Origin of the sequence: Mesorhizobium sp. M8A.F.Ca.ET.208.01.1.1 (assembly GCF_004791315.1) — a bacterium.
Taxonomy (GTDB): Bacteria; Pseudomonadota; Alphaproteobacteria; order Rhizobiales; family Rhizobiaceae; genus Mesorhizobium.
In genome coordinates, this window is the sequence record NZ_SRUT01000005.1 from 72,698 (window position 1) to 90,412 (window position 17,715).

General features: G+C 61.8%; 16 protein-coding genes. 12 read left to right on the plus strand and 4 right to left on the minus strand.

The window, feature by feature from the left end; genetic code table 11:
- Window positions 1-31: 31 nt before the first annotated feature.
- The 5 genes from EN851_RS22305 (at window position 32) to EN851_RS22325 (ending at window position 5,690) form a co-directional block, all read left to right on the plus strand.
- The gene (locus EN851_RS22305; RefSeq protein WP_135906829.1) at window positions 32-361 is read left to right on the plus strand and encodes a DUF736 family protein; all 330 of its coding nucleotides are present in this window, start codon (window positions 32-34) and stop codon (window positions 359-361) included.
- A 110-nt stretch (window positions 362-471) separates the two neighbouring features.
- A complete protein-coding gene (locus tag EN851_RS22310; RefSeq protein ID WP_135930067.1) occupies window positions 472-1,134 on the plus strand; it encodes a lytic transglycosylase domain-containing protein in 663 nt (220 codons plus the stop codon).
- Between the two features lie 243 nt (window positions 1,135-1,377).
- Window positions 1,378-3,117, plus strand: coding sequence for a VirD2 family relaxase/mobilization nuclease (locus EN851_RS22315; RefSeq protein ID WP_135906831.1), 1,740 nt, complete (start codon window positions 1,378-1,380; stop codon window positions 3,115-3,117).
- A gap of 141 nt (window positions 3,118-3,258) precedes the next feature.
- Entirely contained in the window at window positions 3,259-5,244 is a 1,986-nt protein-coding gene (locus EN851_RS22320) for a conjugal transfer protein TraG (RefSeq protein ID WP_135906832.1), read from the plus strand.
- Between the two features lie 5 nt (window positions 5,245-5,249).
- The gene (locus EN851_RS22325; RefSeq protein WP_189521913.1) at window positions 5,250-5,690 is read left to right on the plus strand and encodes a CopG family transcriptional regulator; all 441 of its coding nucleotides are present in this window, start codon (window positions 5,250-5,252) and stop codon (window positions 5,688-5,690) included.
- A 96-nt stretch (window positions 5,691-5,786) separates the two neighbouring features.
- Here the strand turns inward: EN851_RS22325 and ehuB are convergent, their stop codons facing one another.
- Window positions 5,787-6,659: an ectoine/hydroxyectoine ABC transporter substrate-binding protein EhuB gene (ehuB, locus tag EN851_RS22330; RefSeq protein WP_135906833.1), complete on the minus strand. Its 873-nt coding sequence runs from the start codon at window positions 6,657-6,659 to the stop codon at window positions 5,787-5,789.
- A 189-nt stretch (window positions 6,660-6,848) separates the two neighbouring features.
- Here ehuB and EN851_RS22335 point away from each other — a divergent pair, with 189 nt between their 5' ends.
- Window positions 6,849-7,289 carry a hypothetical protein gene (locus EN851_RS22335; RefSeq protein WP_135906834.1) on the plus strand — a complete coding sequence of 147 codons (441 nt, stop codon included), beginning with the start codon at window positions 6,849-6,851 and terminating at the stop codon, window positions 7,287-7,289.
- On the opposite strand, the gene EN851_RS22340 is transcribed toward EN851_RS22335, so the two are convergent.
- The gene (locus EN851_RS22340; protein ID WP_135906835.1) at window positions 7,258-8,793 is read right to left on the minus strand and encodes a Fic family protein; all 1,536 of its coding nucleotides are present in this window, start codon (window positions 8,791-8,793) and stop codon (window positions 7,258-7,260) included. The two genes, EN851_RS22335 and EN851_RS22340, sit on opposite strands and share 32 nt — an antisense overlap.
- A gap of 450 nt (window positions 8,794-9,243) precedes the next feature.
- A complete protein-coding gene (locus tag EN851_RS22345; protein ID WP_135880891.1) occupies window positions 9,244-9,711 on the minus strand; it encodes an Lrp/AsnC family transcriptional regulator in 468 nt (155 codons plus the stop codon).
- Window positions 9,712-9,835: 124 nt separating this feature from the next.
- Between EN851_RS22345 and EN851_RS22350 the strand changes: the two genes are divergently transcribed.
- The 3 genes from EN851_RS22350 (at window position 9,836) to EN851_RS22360 (ending at window position 14,337) form a co-directional block, all read left to right on the plus strand.
- Window positions 9,836-12,217, plus strand: coding sequence for a transketolase (locus EN851_RS22350; protein ID WP_135906836.1), 2,382 nt, complete (start codon window positions 9,836-9,838; stop codon window positions 12,215-12,217).
- Between the two features lie 114 nt (window positions 12,218-12,331).
- Complete coding sequence (locus EN851_RS22355) at window positions 12,332-13,270, plus strand: kinase (RefSeq protein WP_135906837.1); 939 nt, start codon at window positions 12,332-12,334, stop codon at window positions 13,268-13,270.
- Window positions 13,264-14,337 (plus strand): PLP-dependent cysteine synthase family protein, encoded by a 1,074-nt coding sequence (locus EN851_RS22360; protein WP_135906838.1) that lies wholly within the window; start codon window positions 13,264-13,266, stop codon window positions 14,335-14,337. Before EN851_RS22355 ends, EN851_RS22360 begins: the two co-directional genes overlap by 7 nt.
- On the opposite strand, the gene EN851_RS22365 is transcribed toward EN851_RS22360, so the two are convergent.
- Entirely contained in the window at window positions 14,332-15,594 is a 1,263-nt protein-coding gene (locus EN851_RS22365; RefSeq protein ID WP_135907073.1) for a threonine synthase, read from the minus strand. The genes EN851_RS22360 and EN851_RS22365 overlap by 6 nt on opposite strands.
- Window positions 15,595-15,796: 202 nt before the next feature.
- Between EN851_RS22365 and EN851_RS22370 the strand changes: the two genes are divergently transcribed.
- The 3 genes from EN851_RS22370 (at window position 15,797) to EN851_RS22380 (ending at window position 17,641) form a co-directional block, all read left to right on the plus strand.
- The gene (locus tag EN851_RS22370; RefSeq protein WP_135906839.1) at window positions 15,797-16,063 is read left to right on the plus strand and encodes a helix-turn-helix transcriptional regulator; all 267 of its coding nucleotides are present in this window, start codon (window positions 15,797-15,799) and stop codon (window positions 16,061-16,063) included.
- A gap of 168 nt (window positions 16,064-16,231) precedes the next feature.
- A complete protein-coding gene (locus tag EN851_RS22375) occupies window positions 16,232-16,960 on the plus strand; it encodes a LuxR family transcriptional regulator (RefSeq protein ID WP_135880886.1) in 729 nt (242 codons plus the stop codon).
- 66 nt (window positions 16,961-17,026) lie between these two features.
- Window positions 17,027-17,641 carry an acyl-homoserine-lactone synthase gene (locus EN851_RS22380; protein WP_135880885.1) on the plus strand — a complete coding sequence of 205 codons (615 nt, stop codon included), beginning with the start codon at window positions 17,027-17,029 and terminating at the stop codon, window positions 17,639-17,641.
- The last annotated feature ends 74 nt before the right edge of the window (window positions 17,642-17,715 follow it).

A 17,715-nucleotide genomic window follows, 5' to 3' on the forward strand; every position in this document is an offset into this window, starting at 1 on the left:
CACCCAGCCAACAAGAAAAAGGAGCTACTTCATGGCCGAGATCGGCGTCTTCCAGGAAACAGAATCCGGTTACTCCGGGCGCATTCGAACGTTGCTCGTGGATGCCGAACTGGTGCTCGTCCCCACCAGCGCGTCCGACGGCAAGGCGCCGGATTTTCGCATCCACATCGGCGACGGCAGCGGCCCCGAGGTCGGCGCGGCCTGGAAGGAAACCGGACAGACGGCTGGCGACTATCTGTCTTGCCGATTGGAAGATCCGCTGTTTGGCCGGCGCTTTCGCGCCAGTCTCTTCCGATCCGATGACGGCTCCTGGTCGCTGCGCTGGATGCGGCCGAAATCGCGGCCGGAGCGCGCTCGATGAGTGGGCCATCGGCGCCGAAATGTGCGGAAGAAAGCCGCCCCGTCTGTTGGTTGCCTGCGCGGCGTGAGACACTTTTCCTTATCGGTGGCATGCTGATCTTCTGTCACGCAATGACAGGAGCGCTCGCACAATCCGCGCCGGTCTCCCGCAAATCCGCGGACGATCCTTATGCCGCGCATATCGCCGAGGCTTCGCATCGCTTCCGCGTTCCTGAGCGCTGGATACGGGCAATCATGCACCTCGAAAGCGCCCGCGACGCGCGCGCGATCTCGCGAAAGGGGGCAGTGGGTTTGATGCAGATCATGCCCGGAACCTTTGCCGAGCTGCGCCTTCGCCATCAACTCGGCCGCGATCCTTATGATCCGCACGACAACATCCTTGCCGGCACCGCCTATCTTCGCGAGCTCTATGATCGATACGGCTCACCGGGCTTCCTTGCCGCCTACAATGCCGGGCCAGGACGCTACGAAGCCTCCTTGAAGGGCCGACGGCTGCCGGCCGAGACGCGGGACTATGTTGCGAAGCTTCGCCCTTTCTGGGGCGGCGGTGATGTTCCCGGCCCGCTCACCGCCGGCTATGCCAAGGCCGTCACTTGGAAGGCCGCGCCGCTGTTCGTAGAGCGGTCCGGGTCCATGGCCGCTTCCCGTCTTTCGTCCGGCGATGACGCTTCCGTCGAGGGCTGGTCGTCACCTTTGGTGCGCGAACTTTTCGCTGCCGGTTCGCAGCCGCGCCGACTGTTCATGGGGTCCGACGTCGCGACATCGCAGCGATGACGAAGTCTCCGTCAAATCGCGCCCTGGCGTCTCTTTGGACGTCGCGGCCTGCGGGGCGCGTCGGGCACAGGGCAACAACCGAGGGATGGCAAGATAAAAGGGGGCACATTGTGCTGATGTCGGTTGGTTGTTTTTGCTGGGTTTTTCGCCGCTTCCCGCACATTGCAGCGCCTCGGCGCAATGTGCTGGGACCATGCAAATCATTGTGTTTGTTTCGCTTTTGGCAGTGTGTGCGGCGTTGCCATGGCCGATGAGCGCGAATTCCGCGTCCGTCCGGGGCGCATTCGCTCGACGCGATCCCAATCGTCGCGGCCTTTCATCGCCCAGGCGCTCGCGGCCGCCCAGAAGGCTGGCGGCGGCGTGTCGCGGGCCGGCAGGATCAGTTCAGGCAAGCGCTCGCAATTCGGACGCGGCAGGGCAGCGAGCGTTCAGGCCAACCGTTTGCTTACCGGCCGCTCCCGCTTCGCCACGATCAAGACCCGGGTGGTTCGCCATTCGAAGCGTGGCGCGCCGCTGGCTACCCACCTCCACTATCTGCGCCGCGAGGGTGTCACGCGCGACGACGCCAAAGCCCGCATGTTCGGACCGGAGGGTGACGATGCGTCGACCGAGGATTTCGTCGCACGCTGCAAGGACGACCGGCATCATTTCCGCTTCATCGTCTCGCCCGAGGATGCGCTCGAGATGGCCGATCTGAAATCCTTCACCCGTGATCTCATGGATCGCATGCAGAAGGATCTCGGCACGCCGCTCGACTGGGTCGCGGTCGAGCACTGGAACACCGACAATCCGCACGTCCACGTCATCCTGCGCGGCCGGGCCGACGACGGCCAGGACCTAGTGATCTCACGCGACTACATTAGCCGCGGCATGCGCGATCGCGCCAGCGATCTCGTCACGCAGGAACTCGGCCCGCGGTCTGATCTTGAAATCCGCCGGCATGTCGAGCGGCAGGTCGAGGCCGAGCGGTGGACCGGGCTCGACCGCCAGATGCTCCGCGACGCACGCGACAACGGTGTCATCGATCTCGCGCCGCATGCCGATCGCCAGCCTGATGAATTTATCGCGCTCAAGGTGGGTCGGCTGCGCAGACTGGAAACGCTCGGCCTCGCCGATCAGATCGGGCCTGGCCAATGGATCGTCAGCGACAGAGCCGAGGCCACGCTGCGCGAAATGGGTGAGCGCGGCGATATCATCAGACGCATGCATCGCGCCCTCTCGGCCCGCGACATTGAACGCGCGAGCGCCAGCTATGTGCTGGCCGCCGAGAGCGTCGATGAGAAGATTATCGGCCGTCTGATCGAGCGCGGACTGGATGACGAACTCAAGGGCACGGCCTATGCGGTCATCGATGGCATCGACGGTCGTTGCCACCACGTCCGGCTCGCCGACCTCGAGGCGGCGGGCGACGGCGCGCCGGGCTCGATCGTCGAATTGCGCAAATTTGACGACGCGCAGGGACGCCGTCGACTGGCGCTTGCCGTGCGCTCGGATCTCGACATCGAACGTCAGGTCGTTGCGGAAGGGGCGACCTGGCTCGACCGGCAGGCTCTCGTCCGTCCTGCGGTGGCACTATCGGATGGCGGCTTCGGCGCCGAGGTGCGCCAGGCGCTTGATCGGCGCGCCGAGCACCTGGTCGGATTGGGGCTGGCAGAGCGGCAGCCGCGCGGAACTGTCTTTGCCGGCAACTTGATCGGCACGCTGCGCCAAAGGGAACTCGACGCGCTGGGAAACAGGCTGTCGGTCCAAACCGGCCGGTCGTTCAACCGTGCCGGCAAAGGCGAATTCGTGGCCGGCACCTATAGCCAACGCCTTGCGCTTGCGTCCGGCCGTTTCGCGATGATCGATGACGGGCTCGGCTTCCAGCTCGTACCCTGGACGCCGTCGTTGGAGCGCCATCTCGGCAACCACGTCTCCGGTGTTGTTCGCGGTGATGGCGGCGCCGATTGGAGCTTCGGCCGCAAGCCCGGTCTCGGCTTGTGAGAGTGCTGCCCATGGATCTGGAATCTTGGGTTGCCGATCGCCTGTTTTCCTTGCCGGCAGTGCGAGACGACACGATCAGCGTCAGCCCGCTGTTGAACCTCACTTCGACCTTGCCGACCTCTCGGCACAAAGGAGAAACGAATGTCGGGAACGAAAGTCCTTTGGGGGCAGATTGTTGCTGTCTTCCTGATCGTGCTCTTCACCATCTGGGGATCGACGCAATGGTCGGCGTGGCAGCTGGGTTATCAGGAGGGGCTGGGGGCGCCTTGGTTCGTCATCGGCGGCCTTCCAGTCTATTATCCGCCGGCCATCTTCTGGTGGTGGTATTTCTACGACGCCTATGCGCCTGGCATCTTCATGCGCGGCGGTCTGATTGCCGCCTCGGGCGGCTTCATCGCGATCGCCGTGGCGATCGGCATGTCGCTCTGGCGTGCGCGCGAGGCGACGAAGGTCGCGACCTATGGCTCTGCGCGCTGGGCCGACAGGAGCGAGGTGCAGGCGGCAGGCCTGCTTGCCCCCGACGGCGTGGTGCTGGGTCGGTACGGACCACACTATCTGCGCCACGATGGGCCCGAGCATGTGCTTTGCTTTGCGCCGACGCGTTCGGGAAAGGGTGTCGGCTTGGTCGTGCCGTCGCTGCTCACCTGGCCTGGCTCGGCGATCGTCCATGACATCAAGGGCGAGAACTGGGGCCTCACCGCCGGGTTTCGCGCCCGCCACGGCCGGGTGCTGCTGTTTGATCCGACCAATGCCAGATCGGACGCATACAATCCTTTGCTCGAGGTTCGCCGCGGGGAATGGGAGGTCCGCGACGTGCAGAACATCGCCGATATCCTTGTCGACCCGGAAGGCTCGCTTGAACGACGCAATCATTGGGAAAAGACGAGCCACGCGCTTCTGGTTGGCGCGATCCTGCATGTGCTTTATGCCGGACCGGACAAGACCCTGGCCGGCGTCGCCGCATTCCTGTCCGATCCGAAGCGACCGATCGAATCGACCTTGGCAGCCATGATGACGACGCCGCATCTGGGCGAGGGCGGTCCGCACCCGGTCATTGCAAGTGCTGCCCGTGAGTTGCTGAACAAGTCCGACAACGAACGTTCCGGCGTGCTCTCGACGGCGATGTCCTTCCTTGGGCTCTATCGCGATCCGGTGGTGGCGCAGGTGACCCGCGCCTGCGGCTGGCGCATCGCCGATTTGGTCGGGGATACCCGTCCGGCGACGCTCTATCTGGTCGTTCCGCCCTCCGACATCAGTCGCACCAAACCGCTGATCCGTCTCATCCTCAACCAGATCGGCCGCCGTCTGACCGAGGATCTGCAGGCGAGGGCGGAACGCCATCGCCTGCTTCTGATGCTGGACGAGTTCCCGGCGCTCGGGCGGCTCGACTTCTTCGAATCCGCGCTCGCTTTCATGGCCGGCTATGGGTTGAAGGCTTTCCTGATCGCGCAGTCTCTCAATCAGATCGAGAAGGCCTATGGGCCGAACAATTCAATTCTGGACAACTGCCATGTGCGCGTCAGCTTCGCGACCAATGACGAACGCACCGCAAAGCGCGTGTCGGATGCCCTTGGCACGGCAACCGAGCTGAAGGCGATGAAGAACTATGCCGGCCACCGGCTCTCGCCATGGCTCGGTCATCTCATGGTTTCGCGCTCCGAAACGGCTCGGCCATTGCTGACGCCAGGCGAGATCATGCAATTGCCGGCTGGCGACGAGATCGTCATGCTGGCGGGCACGCCGCCGATCCGGGCGAAGAAGGCGCGTTACTTCGAAGACCCGCGATTGTTTAAGCGCATTCTGCCGCCGCCGGCTCTTGCCGATCGAACCGAGCCGGAGCCTGACGATTGGACGGCGCTTCCGCTGCCGCTTCCGTCAGGGAGTGCGGCTGCCGCGACGGTGGTGGCACAAACCCAGCAGGAATCGACCGAGACCGAGTTGCGGCGTCAGCCCGAACTCGATCCCTTTCTTCCTGCTGCGGCGGCGCCGCCGCTTGTCAACGAGTTCGAGCCCGACGTGCCTGACGACGCTGATGATCTGGCTGCGAGCAGCAGCCGGATGGCGCGCCTTGCGCGCGGCGTGGCGCGGCAGATCGCGCTCGATCCGGATGACGGTATGGGGTTGTGAAGGTGGTGACGGCAGGAAAGAAAAAGGTTCAGATCTCCGTCTATCTCGATCCTGCTGTCATGGCGATGCTGGTCGACTACGCTGCCAGGCGCGACCGCTCTCAGTCGCTTATCGCTGAAGCGGCGATCGCGTCTTTCCTCTCGCCCGATGCCGACACCCAACGCGAGGCGGCTGTCTCAACGCGCCTCGACCGTAGCGACCGCCGGCTTGCGCGTCTTGAGCGCGATGTCGGCATCTCGATTGAGACGCTGGCCGTGTTCATTCGCTTCTGGCTGGCGACCACCCCGGCGCTGCCTGAGCCGATGGCCCAGGCAGCGCGCGCCAAGGCGAGCGAGCGTTATGAGGCTTTCGTCTCCGCGCTTGGCAGGCGCCTGGCCAAGGGGCCGAACTTGCGGCAGGAAATCCCCGAAGACGTCGAGGCTTCCCGCGATCCGGAACAGACGTGAACTCGACACGTCTGTCCGCGGACCGTGGGCGCCGCCCGATTTCGCGCGACGCCTTCAATCCTGTTGACGCCAGCGCCTTCGGCCGGCGAGTGCGGGTCAGTTGGCGGCGCCGCACAGTTGCGACGTCGTCAATCCCGGCGGCACGTCTTCGGTGGGGCCAAATCCATACTTTGCCATGATGGTGGCGATGGTGCCGCTCGACATGACTTTCGCCAGACCCTGATTGTAGAGATCGCGGAGATCGCCATCGTCCTTCCTGAACGCGATCGCGATATAGCTGATCGACTTCTCACTCGTCGTGAAAGGGCTGGCGCGCTCGAGATCGGGGCTCTTGTTGCCGGCCAGCAGCCCGATCACCGTCGGGGAAGAGAACACCGCGGCATCGATGCGGCCGGCGCGCAGTGCGGCGATGTTGGTCTCGATGTCGGGGAACTGCAGGATGCGGTCCTGCGGCACGCCCTCGGCGATGGCATTCGTGATGACATTGCTGCCGCGGCCGCCGCCCATGATCACCTCGGATTTCTTGGCAAGATCCGCATAGCTGTGGATCGCCTTGGGGTTGCCGGTGAGCACGATCGCCGCGTCGTCGGACCTCAGGTCGGGAGCGCCGAAGGCGACCTGCTGGCATCGCGGTGGCGTTATCGACAGACCGGACGCGACGGCATCGAAACGCCCGGCCATCAGGCCCGGGATCAAGGCGCCGAACTCGGTGACCTCGAAGTCGACCTGCTTGACGCCGAGATCGGCGAACGCAGCTCTGAGCAGGTCCGGGTGCCAGCCGAGCAATTCGCCGGTTCCCTCCTTCTTGTAGCCCCATGGCGCACGGTTATGGATGCCGATGACGATCCTGCCTTCCTTCAAGACGCGTTCTTTTGTCGTCTCCGCCATTGCCGGCAACACGGATCCGACAATGGCGGCATAAGCGATGCAGGCCAGGCCAATGGCGGCCGATCGGGCTCGAAATTTCATCGGTGCAGTCCTCCCGTGAGATTGAGTTGTTGCGTGCAGGCGTTCCGCCTCAGCCGCGCGACGCTACGTTTGAAGATGGCAGTCCGTCAATATAGATGTATAAAATATGTACGAAATATTGCGAATTCAGCAATGAGAGGCTCTCGCTCGTGGAGGGAATCCGTTTGTTCGTGAGTTGCGATTGGGTCGATGGTGGAATTCGCGGCGTTGATCTACGCGGCCTGTTGCGTATTTCCTCCAGGGTGGCCGTTGCCAACCCTGAAGGCGACGAAACGCCCTCCAAAGGGCTCCCGCGCAATCGTGACAAGGCAGCCTCGCTCTTCGGCACTTTTCAACAAGGTGCTCACCAACAAGGAACTGCTGCCGACATCGGAGCATAAACTCTACAGCCTGCGGCACACTTTCGAGGATCGGCTGACGGCAGTTGAGGCGCCGGAGGAAGCAATCGCTCCCTTGATGGGCCGCAAATGCGTGCGGCCGAAATACGCGCCGCACCATCCTTGGCGCAGAAGCGCCTGTGTGGCTTCAAAGAATCGCCTCGATTCGACCCGCGAGTATCAGACTGATGGAAACGTAGGGTTTATCGTCTTCTTGTTTGTCATCTGCCAGCTTGCTCTGAGGACCATTTGACCCGTTTCGCCAGGAATTCGGCGAAAGGCTTTACATTCATCCCAACGCTAGCCTGTTCAAGCCCAGCGAGGTATGCCTTCCGGTCCTCCACTCTCACCACTGTCCAGGGATAGCCGCCTGATGCCAGCATGGCATTCATCAGAAAGCGGGCCACGCGTCCGTTTCCGTCAGGATAAGGGTGAACATAGCCGAGAAGCCAATGCCCCAGAACAGCGCGAACGGCCGGGTCTACTTCGGCTTCCAGTAGATCGAATAGCGCATCCATGCCGTCGAGTACCGCCTCCACACGCGGCGGTACGTGAGATGACCCCTTGAGATACACAGGGTGGTTTCGATAACCGGCGAGCGCGCTCGCTTTCAATATGCCTGCACTCACTGAGGGCGCGAAGAGCTCCCTATACCATTCCCGATGCACATCCCTTGTCAGGTTACTCGCGGGTGCGCCGTCGATAATCGCGGCAACCGCATCCTTGACCTTTTGGAACGCCTGATAGTAGCCGCGGGCGGCCAGCGCATCGCGGTTCTTTCGATCTGCTTCATCGATCTCTGGATTCCAGCCGCCATCGCGCACGCGGTCGATCAGTTCTGGCGTAACGGTGTAGCCTTCGATCGACAACGAATGATAGGCATCGCTCTCATAAATATCTTCCACGAATTTCATGTAGCTATCCTTGTCGGACGGCAGCCCGGGTGCTTTCGGGAAAATTTCAGCCACCGCATCGCGCTGTGATTCCCAGATGGCGTGGAGCCTTGTCACGATCGGTGGCGCGCCTGACGTGATGGCAGTAACGCCGACCTGCCCGTCGAAAGGATCGGACTCTCGAATGTCATAGCTTGCAGCCTTGAACGCGCCGACGATCTCGTCAGAGAAGGCATCGCGCCCTATGCGCCGAAACGCGCCGGCAAGCCGCCCGGCGATAGACGAATGGCCTCCATCGAGCAAAAGCCCTAGCACGCCTGAAACACTGCGTAATGAAGCCATAGCAACCTGGGCTTCGATTGGGTAACGCTGGAAAAATGCCTCGGGCACACGGACGAGGGCGGCATTGACGGGAAACAGGCGCAATCCGTTCTTCTCCGTCAGGTTTTCAGGCATATCCTTGATTTTGAGGTCGTATAGCGATGTGCCAAACAGCAGGCCGATTTTATTGTTGCCTCCGTAAGGGCTGCTGATCACCACCTGCGGTGGGATCGCAGTAGCCTCTGCGTGCAGGAGCAATGATTGCTCGGGAGAAAGGTACCACGCCTTCCCGAAACGCTCGTTGCAATACATCGCGCAAAACTCCCAGAAGCTGGCATACCAAGGCGTCGTGTCTTGCTCCTGCGCTTGTGGTCCGGTGGACATCAACCACCCTTTGATCACCTCACGGAGGAATCCGTTTTGGAGTAGGCGCTCACGATGGACCCGGGTGATCTCTTGAGATTTGAAAATGCGGCGCCCTCCTGCCTGCAGGCCTTGAAGGATGGCGAGGGATTCCGCGAGTTTTTCGTGAGGCTTAGCCATGGCTGTGCCCTTGCAAGTTTCTTGTGCCGTTCAAACGCAAGTATATAGAGCTGTGTTATTGCAAGTCAATTGTGCTGTGCAAAGGCAAGTTTTTGATGGTGTTTTATCGCAAGTTTTTGACACGAAATAGCCGAAAAAATCTTAAATCTCAATGAGATATATGGATATATCGCTGCCGGCGTCACCATGAAAAACCGGATTTGTGGGAGGCGGCTACAAAGCTTACGTTCCATGATGGCAACAGGGATTCGCAACATCGAGCTTACCGGCATCGGTTCACATTTGCCTTTCGGAACAAATATCATATCGACCCGACAGGCCGCCCCATCCCATCACAGTGAGGTCGCGATGGCCCTAAGGGACTTTCTGTCAAAGAATATGAGCTTGCTTTCGTCGAGCACAATGTGAGTTCCGTACCGACAACCTGACCGTCGCAGACTACCCGATCGGTTAGATAGGCAGCACTTCCGAGCGCTTAACCTGGCCAAGCGCGAAGCTGCTTTCGATCGAAGCGATGTTGTCCAGCCGCGTCAGCTTGTCCTTGATGAACCGCTCATAGGCCTCGAGGTCGCGCACCACGATGCGCATCAGGTAATCCCGCTGGCCGGTCATCAGATAGCAGTCGACCACCTCCGGCCAGCGCAGCACCGCCTGGGAGAAGCGGTCGAGATCGTCCTCGCGTTGCCGTTCAAGCTTGATCGACGCGAAAGCGCTGATCGGCAGGCCGAGCTTCTTCTGGTCGAGGATCACGGTATAACCTTTGATGACGCCGGCGCTCTCCAGGAGCCTCACGCGCCGGGCGCAAGGTGAAGGCGAAAGACCGACGGCTTCAGCGAGGTCGTTCGTTGTCGCCTTTGCGTTCTTCTGCAGCGCGGCGATGATTTTAAGGTCGATTGCATCGAGCGTCGGATTTGGCACGTTTCCCTCGTCTGGGCGTCATTGTTGGCTGGATCAGCCAATATCATCGATAGGATTACATAAGAATAGCCACTTTTGAGAGACGTTGGCTGCTATCGTTGAGCCGATTTCACGGGAGCCGACGATGACGATCCTTTCCGAACTTGAACGCAAGGTTCTGTGGCTGGCTGTTTGGATGATCCATCATGCCAATCATGTTCGCGGGTCGGAGGACGGCCTCAAGGTGGGCGGACATCAGGCGTCCTCGGCGTCCGCCTCGACCTTGATGACGGCGCTCTACTTCCAGATCCTCAGGCCTGAAGACCGCGTTGCCGTCAAGCCGCATGCCAGCCCGGTTTTCCATGCCATCCAGTATCTGTTCGGCAGGCAGACGCTCGAGCAGCTGCAGAATTTTCGCGGCTATCGCGGCGCGCAGTCCTACCCGTCACGAACCAAGGATATCGACGATGTCGATTTCTCGACCGGGTCGGTCGGACTGGGCGTGGCGCAGACCCTGTTCTCCTCCCTGGTCCAGGATTATGTCAGGGCAAAAGGCTGGAATGCGGACCAGCCGGAAGGCCGGATGATCGCCCTTCTCGGCGACGCCGAAATGGATGAAGGCAACATCTTCGAGGCTCTTCTCGAAGGCTGGAAGCACGGCCTGCGCAACACTTGGTGGATCGTCGACTACAACAGGCAAAGCCTTGATGCGGTGGTGCGCGAAGGCCTGTGGCAGCGCTTCGAGTCCATCTTTCGCAACTTCGGCTGGGATGTGGTGATCCTGAAACATGGGACATTGCAACAGGCGGCCTTCGAGGAAGAGGGCGGCGAAAAGCTGCGGTCCTGGATCGATGCATGCCCCAATCAGCTCTATTCCGCGCTGGCCTTCCAGGGCGGCGGCGCATGGCGCCGGCGCCTTCTGGACGACCTTGGTGATCAGGGACCGGTCACCCGCCTGATCGAGAAGCGCAGCGACGAAGACCTTGCCGCCTTGATGGCAAATCTCGGCGGCCATGATCTGGCAAGCATCGTCGATGCCTTTGAGGCAGCGCGCGGGCATGATCGTCCGACGTGCTTCATCGCCTACACGATCAAGGGCTTCGGCCTGCCGCTCGCCGGCCACAAGGACAATCACGCCGGATTGATGACACCGGCGCAAGTCGACGCGCTGCGGCAAGGCATGGGTGTCGGCCAGGGGCGTGAATGGGAGATGTTCGAGGGCCTTGCATACGATGAGGCCGCGATCCGGTCCTATCTGGCGTCGTCGCCTTTCGCCCAGGCAGCCACCCGTCGCCATAAAGCCCCAGCCGTACCCGTGCCGGCACAGATACCTTGGAGCGCACAGGTCTCGATGTCGACACAACAAGGTTTCGGCCTTTTGATGCACGAGATCGCAAAATCAAACAGCGATTTTGCCAAGCGTGTCGTCACCACGTCTCCCGACGTCACGGTCTCGACCAATCTTGGCGCCTGGGTGAACAAGCGCGGTCTGTTCGCGCGCGCTGGTCGGGCAGACATTTTCCGAGAGGAGCGCATACCCTCCACCTTCAACTGGACATTCTCGCCGTCGGGACAGCACATCGAACTTGGCATCTCCGAGATGAACCTTTTCACGATGCTTTCGGCGCTGGGTCTGTCGCACTCGCTCAACGGCCAACGTCTGCTTCCAGTCGGAACCCTCTACGATCCGTTCATCGAGCGTGGCCTCGATGCGCTCAACTATGCCTGCTATCAGGATGCACGCTTTATCCTGGCGGCGACGCCTTCCGGTGTGACGCTGGCGCCCGAGGGAGGCGCGCATCAGTCGATCGCCACGCCGCTGATCGGCATGGCGCAGGATGGGCTGGCGACGTTCGAGCCGGCCTATGTCGATGAGCTGGCCGTCATCCTGCGTTGGGCATTCGACTATATGCAGCGTTCCGGCGAGGCCGAGCCCGACGACCATAGCTGGCTGCGCGATCAGACTGGAGGTTCGGTCTACCTCAGGCTCTCGACGCGGTCGATCGAGCAACCGACGCGCCAGGCCAAGGGACCGCCCGCGCGCGACATCGTGGATGGCGCCTACTGGCTGCGCAAACCAGGGCCGAACGCCGAAGTGGTCATCGCCTTTTCGGGGGCGGTCGCGCCGGAGGCAGTGCAGGCACTGGGGCTGATGGCCGGCGACCGGCGCGATGTCGGGCTTCTGGCCGTGACCTCGGCAGATCGATTGAACGCTGGCTGGTCAGCCGCGAGCCGGGCGCGCCAGTATGGCAATCCGGGTGCCACCAGTCATGTTGAGCGCCTGCTGGCCGGTCTTCCGGCCTCCTGCGCCATCGTGACGGTGTTGGACGGGCATCCCGCGACGCTGGCCTGGCTGGGGTCGGTTTATGGCCACCGCACGCGCGCCCTCGGCGTCGAGCATTTTGGCCAGACCGGCACGATCGCGGATCTCTACCGGCACTACGGGATCGATGCGCAAGGGATCATGGCAGCAGTGCAATCGGTTTCGGCAGGCCGGCCGCTTCGGCACCTGGGCTCCGCCGCCTGACGAACCCATCACGCATCGCTCGATAGGACGCTGTCAATACCGGAATTCCTTGAGGGCAGGTACCAGCTGTCGGCGCCATCCTCCCGCGCTTCGAGAAAGCGTGGGGGAGGAGAAATGGCTGGGACCGGCGATCTTACGAGGCATGAAACGCTGCGGTCGACGGTGGGTACGGCAGCGGCGATTGCGCATCACGGCGAACTCATCCAGGGCGTCTTCAAGGATGATGGCGGGCGCCTGCATCGCGGGCTCGTCACGCTGCCGCTTGCCGGGTTGAGATCGGAGGCGAGCTTTGCCAGGAGCGACGGCGATGCGATCGTTGTCCACCCCGATCACAAGGTCAAGGCGGCGACCGCCGCGCGGCTCACGCTCGAATTCCTGAAGGTCGACGGCGGTGGCGTGCTGACGCTCCAAAGCTCGATCCCTGTGGGGCACGGCTACGGCTCATCGACTGCGGACGTCGTCGCTTCCATTCGCGCAGTCGCCGCAGCGCTCAATATCCACCTGCGGCCGTCGAGCATCGGTCGTCTCGCCGTTGCCGCTGAGCGCGCCAGCGACGCCATCGCCTTCGACGACCACGCGGTGCTGTTCGCGCAACGAGAAGGCACGGTGATCGAGAATTTCGGAGGCTCCCTGCCGCCGCTGCTTCTGGTCGGCTTCAAGGCAAATGACGGGGTTCCGGTCGACACATTGCAGCTGCCACCGGCGCGCTACGACAGTGCCGAAATCCAGGAATTCGGCGTGCTTCGGGCGATGGTGGCACGGGCGGTTCGTCTTCAGGATCCCAATCTTCTCGGACGCGCCGCATCGGCAAGCGCCGTGATCAGTCAACGGCACCTGCCGAAACAGGGGTTAGACGAGATCGCCGAAATTGCCAGGAGAACCGGGGCCTGCGGCGTGCAAGTCGCCCATAGCGGCTCGCTGTTTGGTCTGATTTTCGATCTGTTCACACCCAATCTGAAGCGTCGGGCGGCCTTGGTCGCGCAGCAGATAAGGCGTGCCGGCTTCAAGGACGTTGAAGTCCATCACGTCAATGCGGAGGGTTGGACATGGTAAGCCTCGACGTGGACTATTTCAGGGACCTTGAGACCCCGCGCCTTGCGCGCCTGGCACCAAATCTCGTCGCCGCTGCGTTCCCGCTGATGAAACTCATGCCGGCCCGCTACATTCTGGATCGGGCAGCGTCTAATAGGGAACTGAAGGCAGGCTCCCACATTGTCGAGACCACGTCGGGCACATTTGGCATGGCGGTGGCGCTGCTGGCGGCGGCGCGTGACTATCGCCTTACGCTCGTCACCGCTTCAACGCTGATCGATGCCAAATACAAAGCCCGCCTGGAGCGCATCGGCGCCACGGTTATCGCCCTTGACGATCCGCGCGGCGACGGCAATCAGCCAGGCCGGCTGGAGCGCCTCCAGGAAATCCTGGCCAACGAGCCGGACGGCTTCTGGACACGCCAATACGACAGTCCGGGCAACTGGCTTGCGTATGCACGGCTGGCCGAACTCTTCATCCGGGCGATCGGCAAGGTCGACTGCCTGGTCGGCTGCGTCGGTACGGGCGGCTCGCTCTGCGGCACCGCGTCTTTTTTGCGAACGGTCTTTCCGCATCTGACGGTGTTTGCCGTCGATACCCATCGCAGCATCCTGTTTGGACAGCCCGTCGGCAAACGCATGCTGCGGGGCCTGGGCAACAGCGTTCTGCCGAAAAATGTCAGGCATGAGCTCGTCGACGAGATCCATTGGGTTGGCGCCTATCCGGCGTACAGGACCGCGCATCGTTTGCTGCGCGAGCACGGCCTCTTCATGGGGCCGACCAGCGGCGCCGCCGCGTTGGTGGCGCAATGGGTTGCAACGACCCTTCCGGATGCGCAAGTGGCGGTCATCATGCCTGACGAAGGCCATCGCCATGCCGAGACCGTCTACAATGACGACTGGCTTGCGGCTCTGCCTGGCTGGCCCTGCAAGGAACTGGCCGAGCCAAGGACTCTGACCACCATCGCACCGGCCGCGGAGACGCAATGGACGCGCTTTCTTTGGCTGCGTCGCAGTCTCGACGATGTGCTGAAAACGCAGGCAGCAAACGAGGTGCCACCGTCTGTCGGCGCGCCGGAAAATCTATGAGACGAGATCAAGCCCGCTTTTGTCGAGCCAGCGCCAGGTATCTTCCGTCGTCTGGAACACCTGATCGTGTTCGTTCGATCCGGCGGACCGATCGAGGTCCTTGAGGCCGCTGGCTGTCACGACGGCCACGACACGGTCTGTGGCTGCGATGACACCTTGGTCCTTCAATGTCGATATCGCCATCAGCGGCGTGACCGACGCCAGTTCGGCAAAGATCCCTTCGTCCCGCGCAAGGCGCTCCTGCATCGCGATCAGGCCGTGATTGCTGACGGGGACGGCGTGCCCGCCGGATTCTCGCAGCGCCTTCAGCGCCTGAAAGGTGCTGCGCGGCGTGCCGATCGATACGGCAAGGCTGTCGAAAAGCATCTTGCGTTCACTCAACGCGTCGGCGCCGCTGGCCAGAGCGTCCGCCAGCGACCCATGCACCTCCGCCGCGACGAGACGAGGCAGGCGCGTGATCGACCCTTGCGCGAACAGCTCGCAAAAGCCAGCCCACACACCGGACAAGGCATCGCCGTAGCAGACGGGCAGGACGCACCAGTCTGGCGCCATGCCATCCGATTGCTCGACGATCTCATAGGCGATCGTCTTATAGCCCTCGATGCCGAGTGGATGGCTGCCGACGACCGGACCGTGATAGGGCGATGCGATGAACCAGTCGTAACGGGCCGCTGCCTGTTCAAGCAGCGACCATCGGTCCATTTTGCTGACCAAGGGCAGGACCGTCGCACCATATTTGCGGATCTGCGCCAACATCGCGCCGGCCGATCCCGCGAAAGTGGTGACGACGCATTTGAGGCCGGCTCGGGCAGCGTAGGCCGCCAGCGAAGCGCCGGCGTTCCCCGACGAGGCGGTGGCGACGACTTTAGAACCACGTGCGCGCGCCACGCTGACCGCGATGGTCGAGAAGCGGTCCTTGTGCGACCAGGTCGGATTTCTGCCTTCATCCTTGATTGCTAGATCCGGCACGCCGAGAAACGCGCCGATGCGCGGCGTGGCAAGCAACGGCGTCAGACCCTCGCCGAGGCTCACCGCCTCGGCTTCTGTGCAAGGCAGCATATGCGCAAAACGCCAGAGCGAGCGCGAGCTGGTGGCGCCGGTTAAAGGGTGAGGCTGCGGAGTTGCATAGACGGGCGCAAGATTTGCCGGCGCGGTGTCTTGGCAGCGCGCGCATCCCCTGGAGTCGATGGTGACTTCGGCGGGGTAGGAAGCGCCGCATCGGATGCAGACGAATTCCAGGACCCGGCTTTTGTCCATCCCGGGACGGCTGATCTCGCCTGAGGAATGCACGGACATATCGTGCGCGAGGTCGCGAAACGGCCGGCTCGTCATGGCTATTCCTTGTCCAGGAAACGATGAATTCGCATGTTGTTTCAAACAGTCCGCAGCACGGCTGTCAATGCGGAATGTGCACTATAGTGTGTCGCACCATAGTGCGCGCCGTAGCATCCCTTGTTTGATGAAACTTCGCGGCGTTTTTGGTCTGAACGTGCAGCGGCTTCGAAGAGAGAGAAAACTCTCTCAGGAGCAGTTGTCTTTCGTTTCGGGCCGCACGCGCGCCTATATCAGCAGCGTCGAGGCCGGGCGGCGCAACGCCACGCTGGATACAGTCGAAATTCTGGCCAAGGCGTTGAATGTCGAACCACAAGAGTTGGTTTCAGCGAGCCCGGCAAACAAGCGAGCTATTCGGGTGACGAAGCAGGCGACTTCAAAGTTGAATGGATGAAGCCGCACGTCCTCGATGCAGTACTGGTAAGATTTTCACTTATCTCGTCTTTGTGATACGCGATTGACTCCTTTAGTGTACATTCGATGCTTGTCCCATTGAAGATGGTGTCTAGACAGCCATAGGTTGTTCCGCGGGGTAGGGCCTGACTGTGGTTGAGGTCTACCGATGGAGAACGAAACTGTTATCGACCTTTTTGCGGCGATCACGAAGATCGACACCGCGCGGTCGGCTGATGCAATCCTTCAGGCGTTCCGCTTAGCCATGGAGCGCTACGGATTGCGCAATTTTCTGATCACCGGACTGCCTGTGCCGCACGGTACGGACTGGCAGCGTGAGATCCTTGCTGATGGCTGGTCTCCTGAATGGCATCGTCGCTATGTCACCGAGGAATATTTCTTGCACGATCCTTGTGTCGCCCAGTGCCGGCACTCGCCGGAGCCTTTCCGATGGGGCGAGCTGCCGTCCGCAAGGCTGGTTGCACGCGCGACGCTGGTGATGGACGAGGCGGCCGAGTTCGGGATGAAAGAAGGTATCTGCGTCCCGATTCATGTCCCATTGGCCGGGCCCGGCGTCGTCACGATGGCGAGTGACCGGATGGACGTTCCGCCAAGCGCCATGCCCCTTATCGAAACGCTTTGCGTGCACACCTTTCGCAGCCTCTCAGGGCTCGGAACGCCCGGCGATGGCGATGAGCCCACGCCCTTGACGGCGCGCGAGCGCGAACTCCTGGAGTGGAGCGCACAAGGCAAATCCACAGAGGATATCGCTTGTATCCTCGGTGTTACCAGGAACACGGTTGAAAGCCATCAGCGCAACATTCGAGCAAAGCTCGACGCGATCAATGTCGCGCACGCCATCGTCAAGGCGCTGCGACGGCAGGAAATCCAGATTTAGCAATACCTGAATACCGTCATACGTACCGCAAGTTCATTTTCCTACGACCCTCCGCCTGGAGGCGTCATGGTTCGTATGCATCTGGTCACTTGGGATAACAGGAAGCGCTACCGGAAAGTTCTGGAACGCTACTTTCGGATACGGTACGAGATTTACGTCAAGCAGAGGCGTTGGCGCGACGTCGCACGGCCCATCAACATCGAGATCGACGCCTTCGACAACGAGCATACGCTTTATGTTCTCGCGCTTGACACCAACGGCAAGATCGTAGGCGGCTCCCGTCTCTTGCCGACGCTGGAGCCGCATCTCATGAGCGAGGTCTTCCCGGGTCTCGCCGGCGGCAGGCCTCCGAGAGCAGCTGGAATCTTCGAATGGACGCGTTTCTTCGTCGTTCCATCGCTTCGCACACAAGGCGCCCCGTCGCCGATCGCCGGCATTGTTCTTTGCGGCCTGCTCGAGACCGCGCAAAGCCTTGGGATTCGACAGATCAGCGTGGTTTGCGAGACATTCTGGCCAAAACGGCTGCGCGCGCTTGGCTGGACGCTGATCGAGCTCGGCGAAGCTCTTGAACATCCCGACGGCGATATCATCGCGCTGCTGATCGATGTCACGCCCGAGGCTGTTGAACAGACGCGCCGCGCTTACGGCATCAGCGGCGTCATACTTGCCGACAACATCTAGGCTCATAACCAGGCACTTGCGGAAAGCCCGCGAGGCGTCGATCGTCAGGGTATATTGTCATCGCGCCCATTTGC

Excerpts from the sequence above, each read along its gene's own strand:
- EN851_RS22380 (WP_135880885.1), top strand. The coding sequence starts at position 17,027 with ATGGTTCGTATGCATCTGGTCACTTGGGATAACAGGAAGCGCTACCGG.
- EN851_RS22310 (WP_135930067.1), top strand. The coding sequence starts at position 472 with ATGACAGGAGCGCTCGCACAATCCGCGCCGGTCTCCCGCAAATCCGCG.
- EN851_RS22340 (WP_135906835.1), bottom strand. The coding sequence starts at position 8,793 with ATGGCTAAGCCTCACGAAAAACTCGCGGAATCCCTCGCCATCCTTCAA.
- EN851_RS22320 (WP_135906832.1), top strand. The coding sequence starts at position 3,259 with ATGTCGGGAACGAAAGTCCTTTGGGGGCAGATTGTTGCTGTCTTCCTG.
- EN851_RS22370 (WP_135906839.1), top strand. The coding sequence starts at position 15,797 with ATGAAACTTCGCGGCGTTTTTGGTCTGAACGTGCAGCGGCTTCGAAGA.
- ehuB (WP_135906833.1), bottom strand. The coding sequence starts at position 6,659 with ATGAAATTTCGAGCCCGATCGGCCGCCATTGGCCTGGCCTGCATCGCT.
- EN851_RS22350 (WP_135906836.1), top strand. The coding sequence starts at position 9,836 with ATGACGATCCTTTCCGAACTTGAACGCAAGGTTCTGTGGCTGGCTGTT.
- EN851_RS22365 (WP_135907073.1), bottom strand. The coding sequence starts at position 15,594 with ATGGACAAAAGCCGGGTCCTGGAATTCGTCTGCATCCGATGCGGCGCT.
- EN851_RS22375 (WP_135880886.1), top strand. The coding sequence starts at position 16,232 with ATGGAGAACGAAACTGTTATCGACCTTTTTGCGGCGATCACGAAGATC.
- EN851_RS22305 (WP_135906829.1), top strand. The coding sequence starts at position 32 with ATGGCCGAGATCGGCGTCTTCCAGGAAACAGAATCCGGTTACTCCGGG.
- EN851_RS22335 (WP_135906834.1), top strand. The coding sequence starts at position 6,849 with ATGGTGGAATTCGCGGCGTTGATCTACGCGGCCTGTTGCGTATTTCCT.
- EN851_RS22355 (WP_135906837.1), top strand. The coding sequence starts at position 12,332 with ATGGCTGGGACCGGCGATCTTACGAGGCATGAAACGCTGCGGTCGACG.
- EN851_RS22360 (WP_135906838.1), top strand. The coding sequence starts at position 13,264 with ATGGTAAGCCTCGACGTGGACTATTTCAGGGACCTTGAGACCCCGCGC.
- EN851_RS22315 (WP_135906831.1), top strand. The coding sequence starts at position 1,378 with ATGGCCGATGAGCGCGAATTCCGCGTCCGTCCGGGGCGCATTCGCTCG.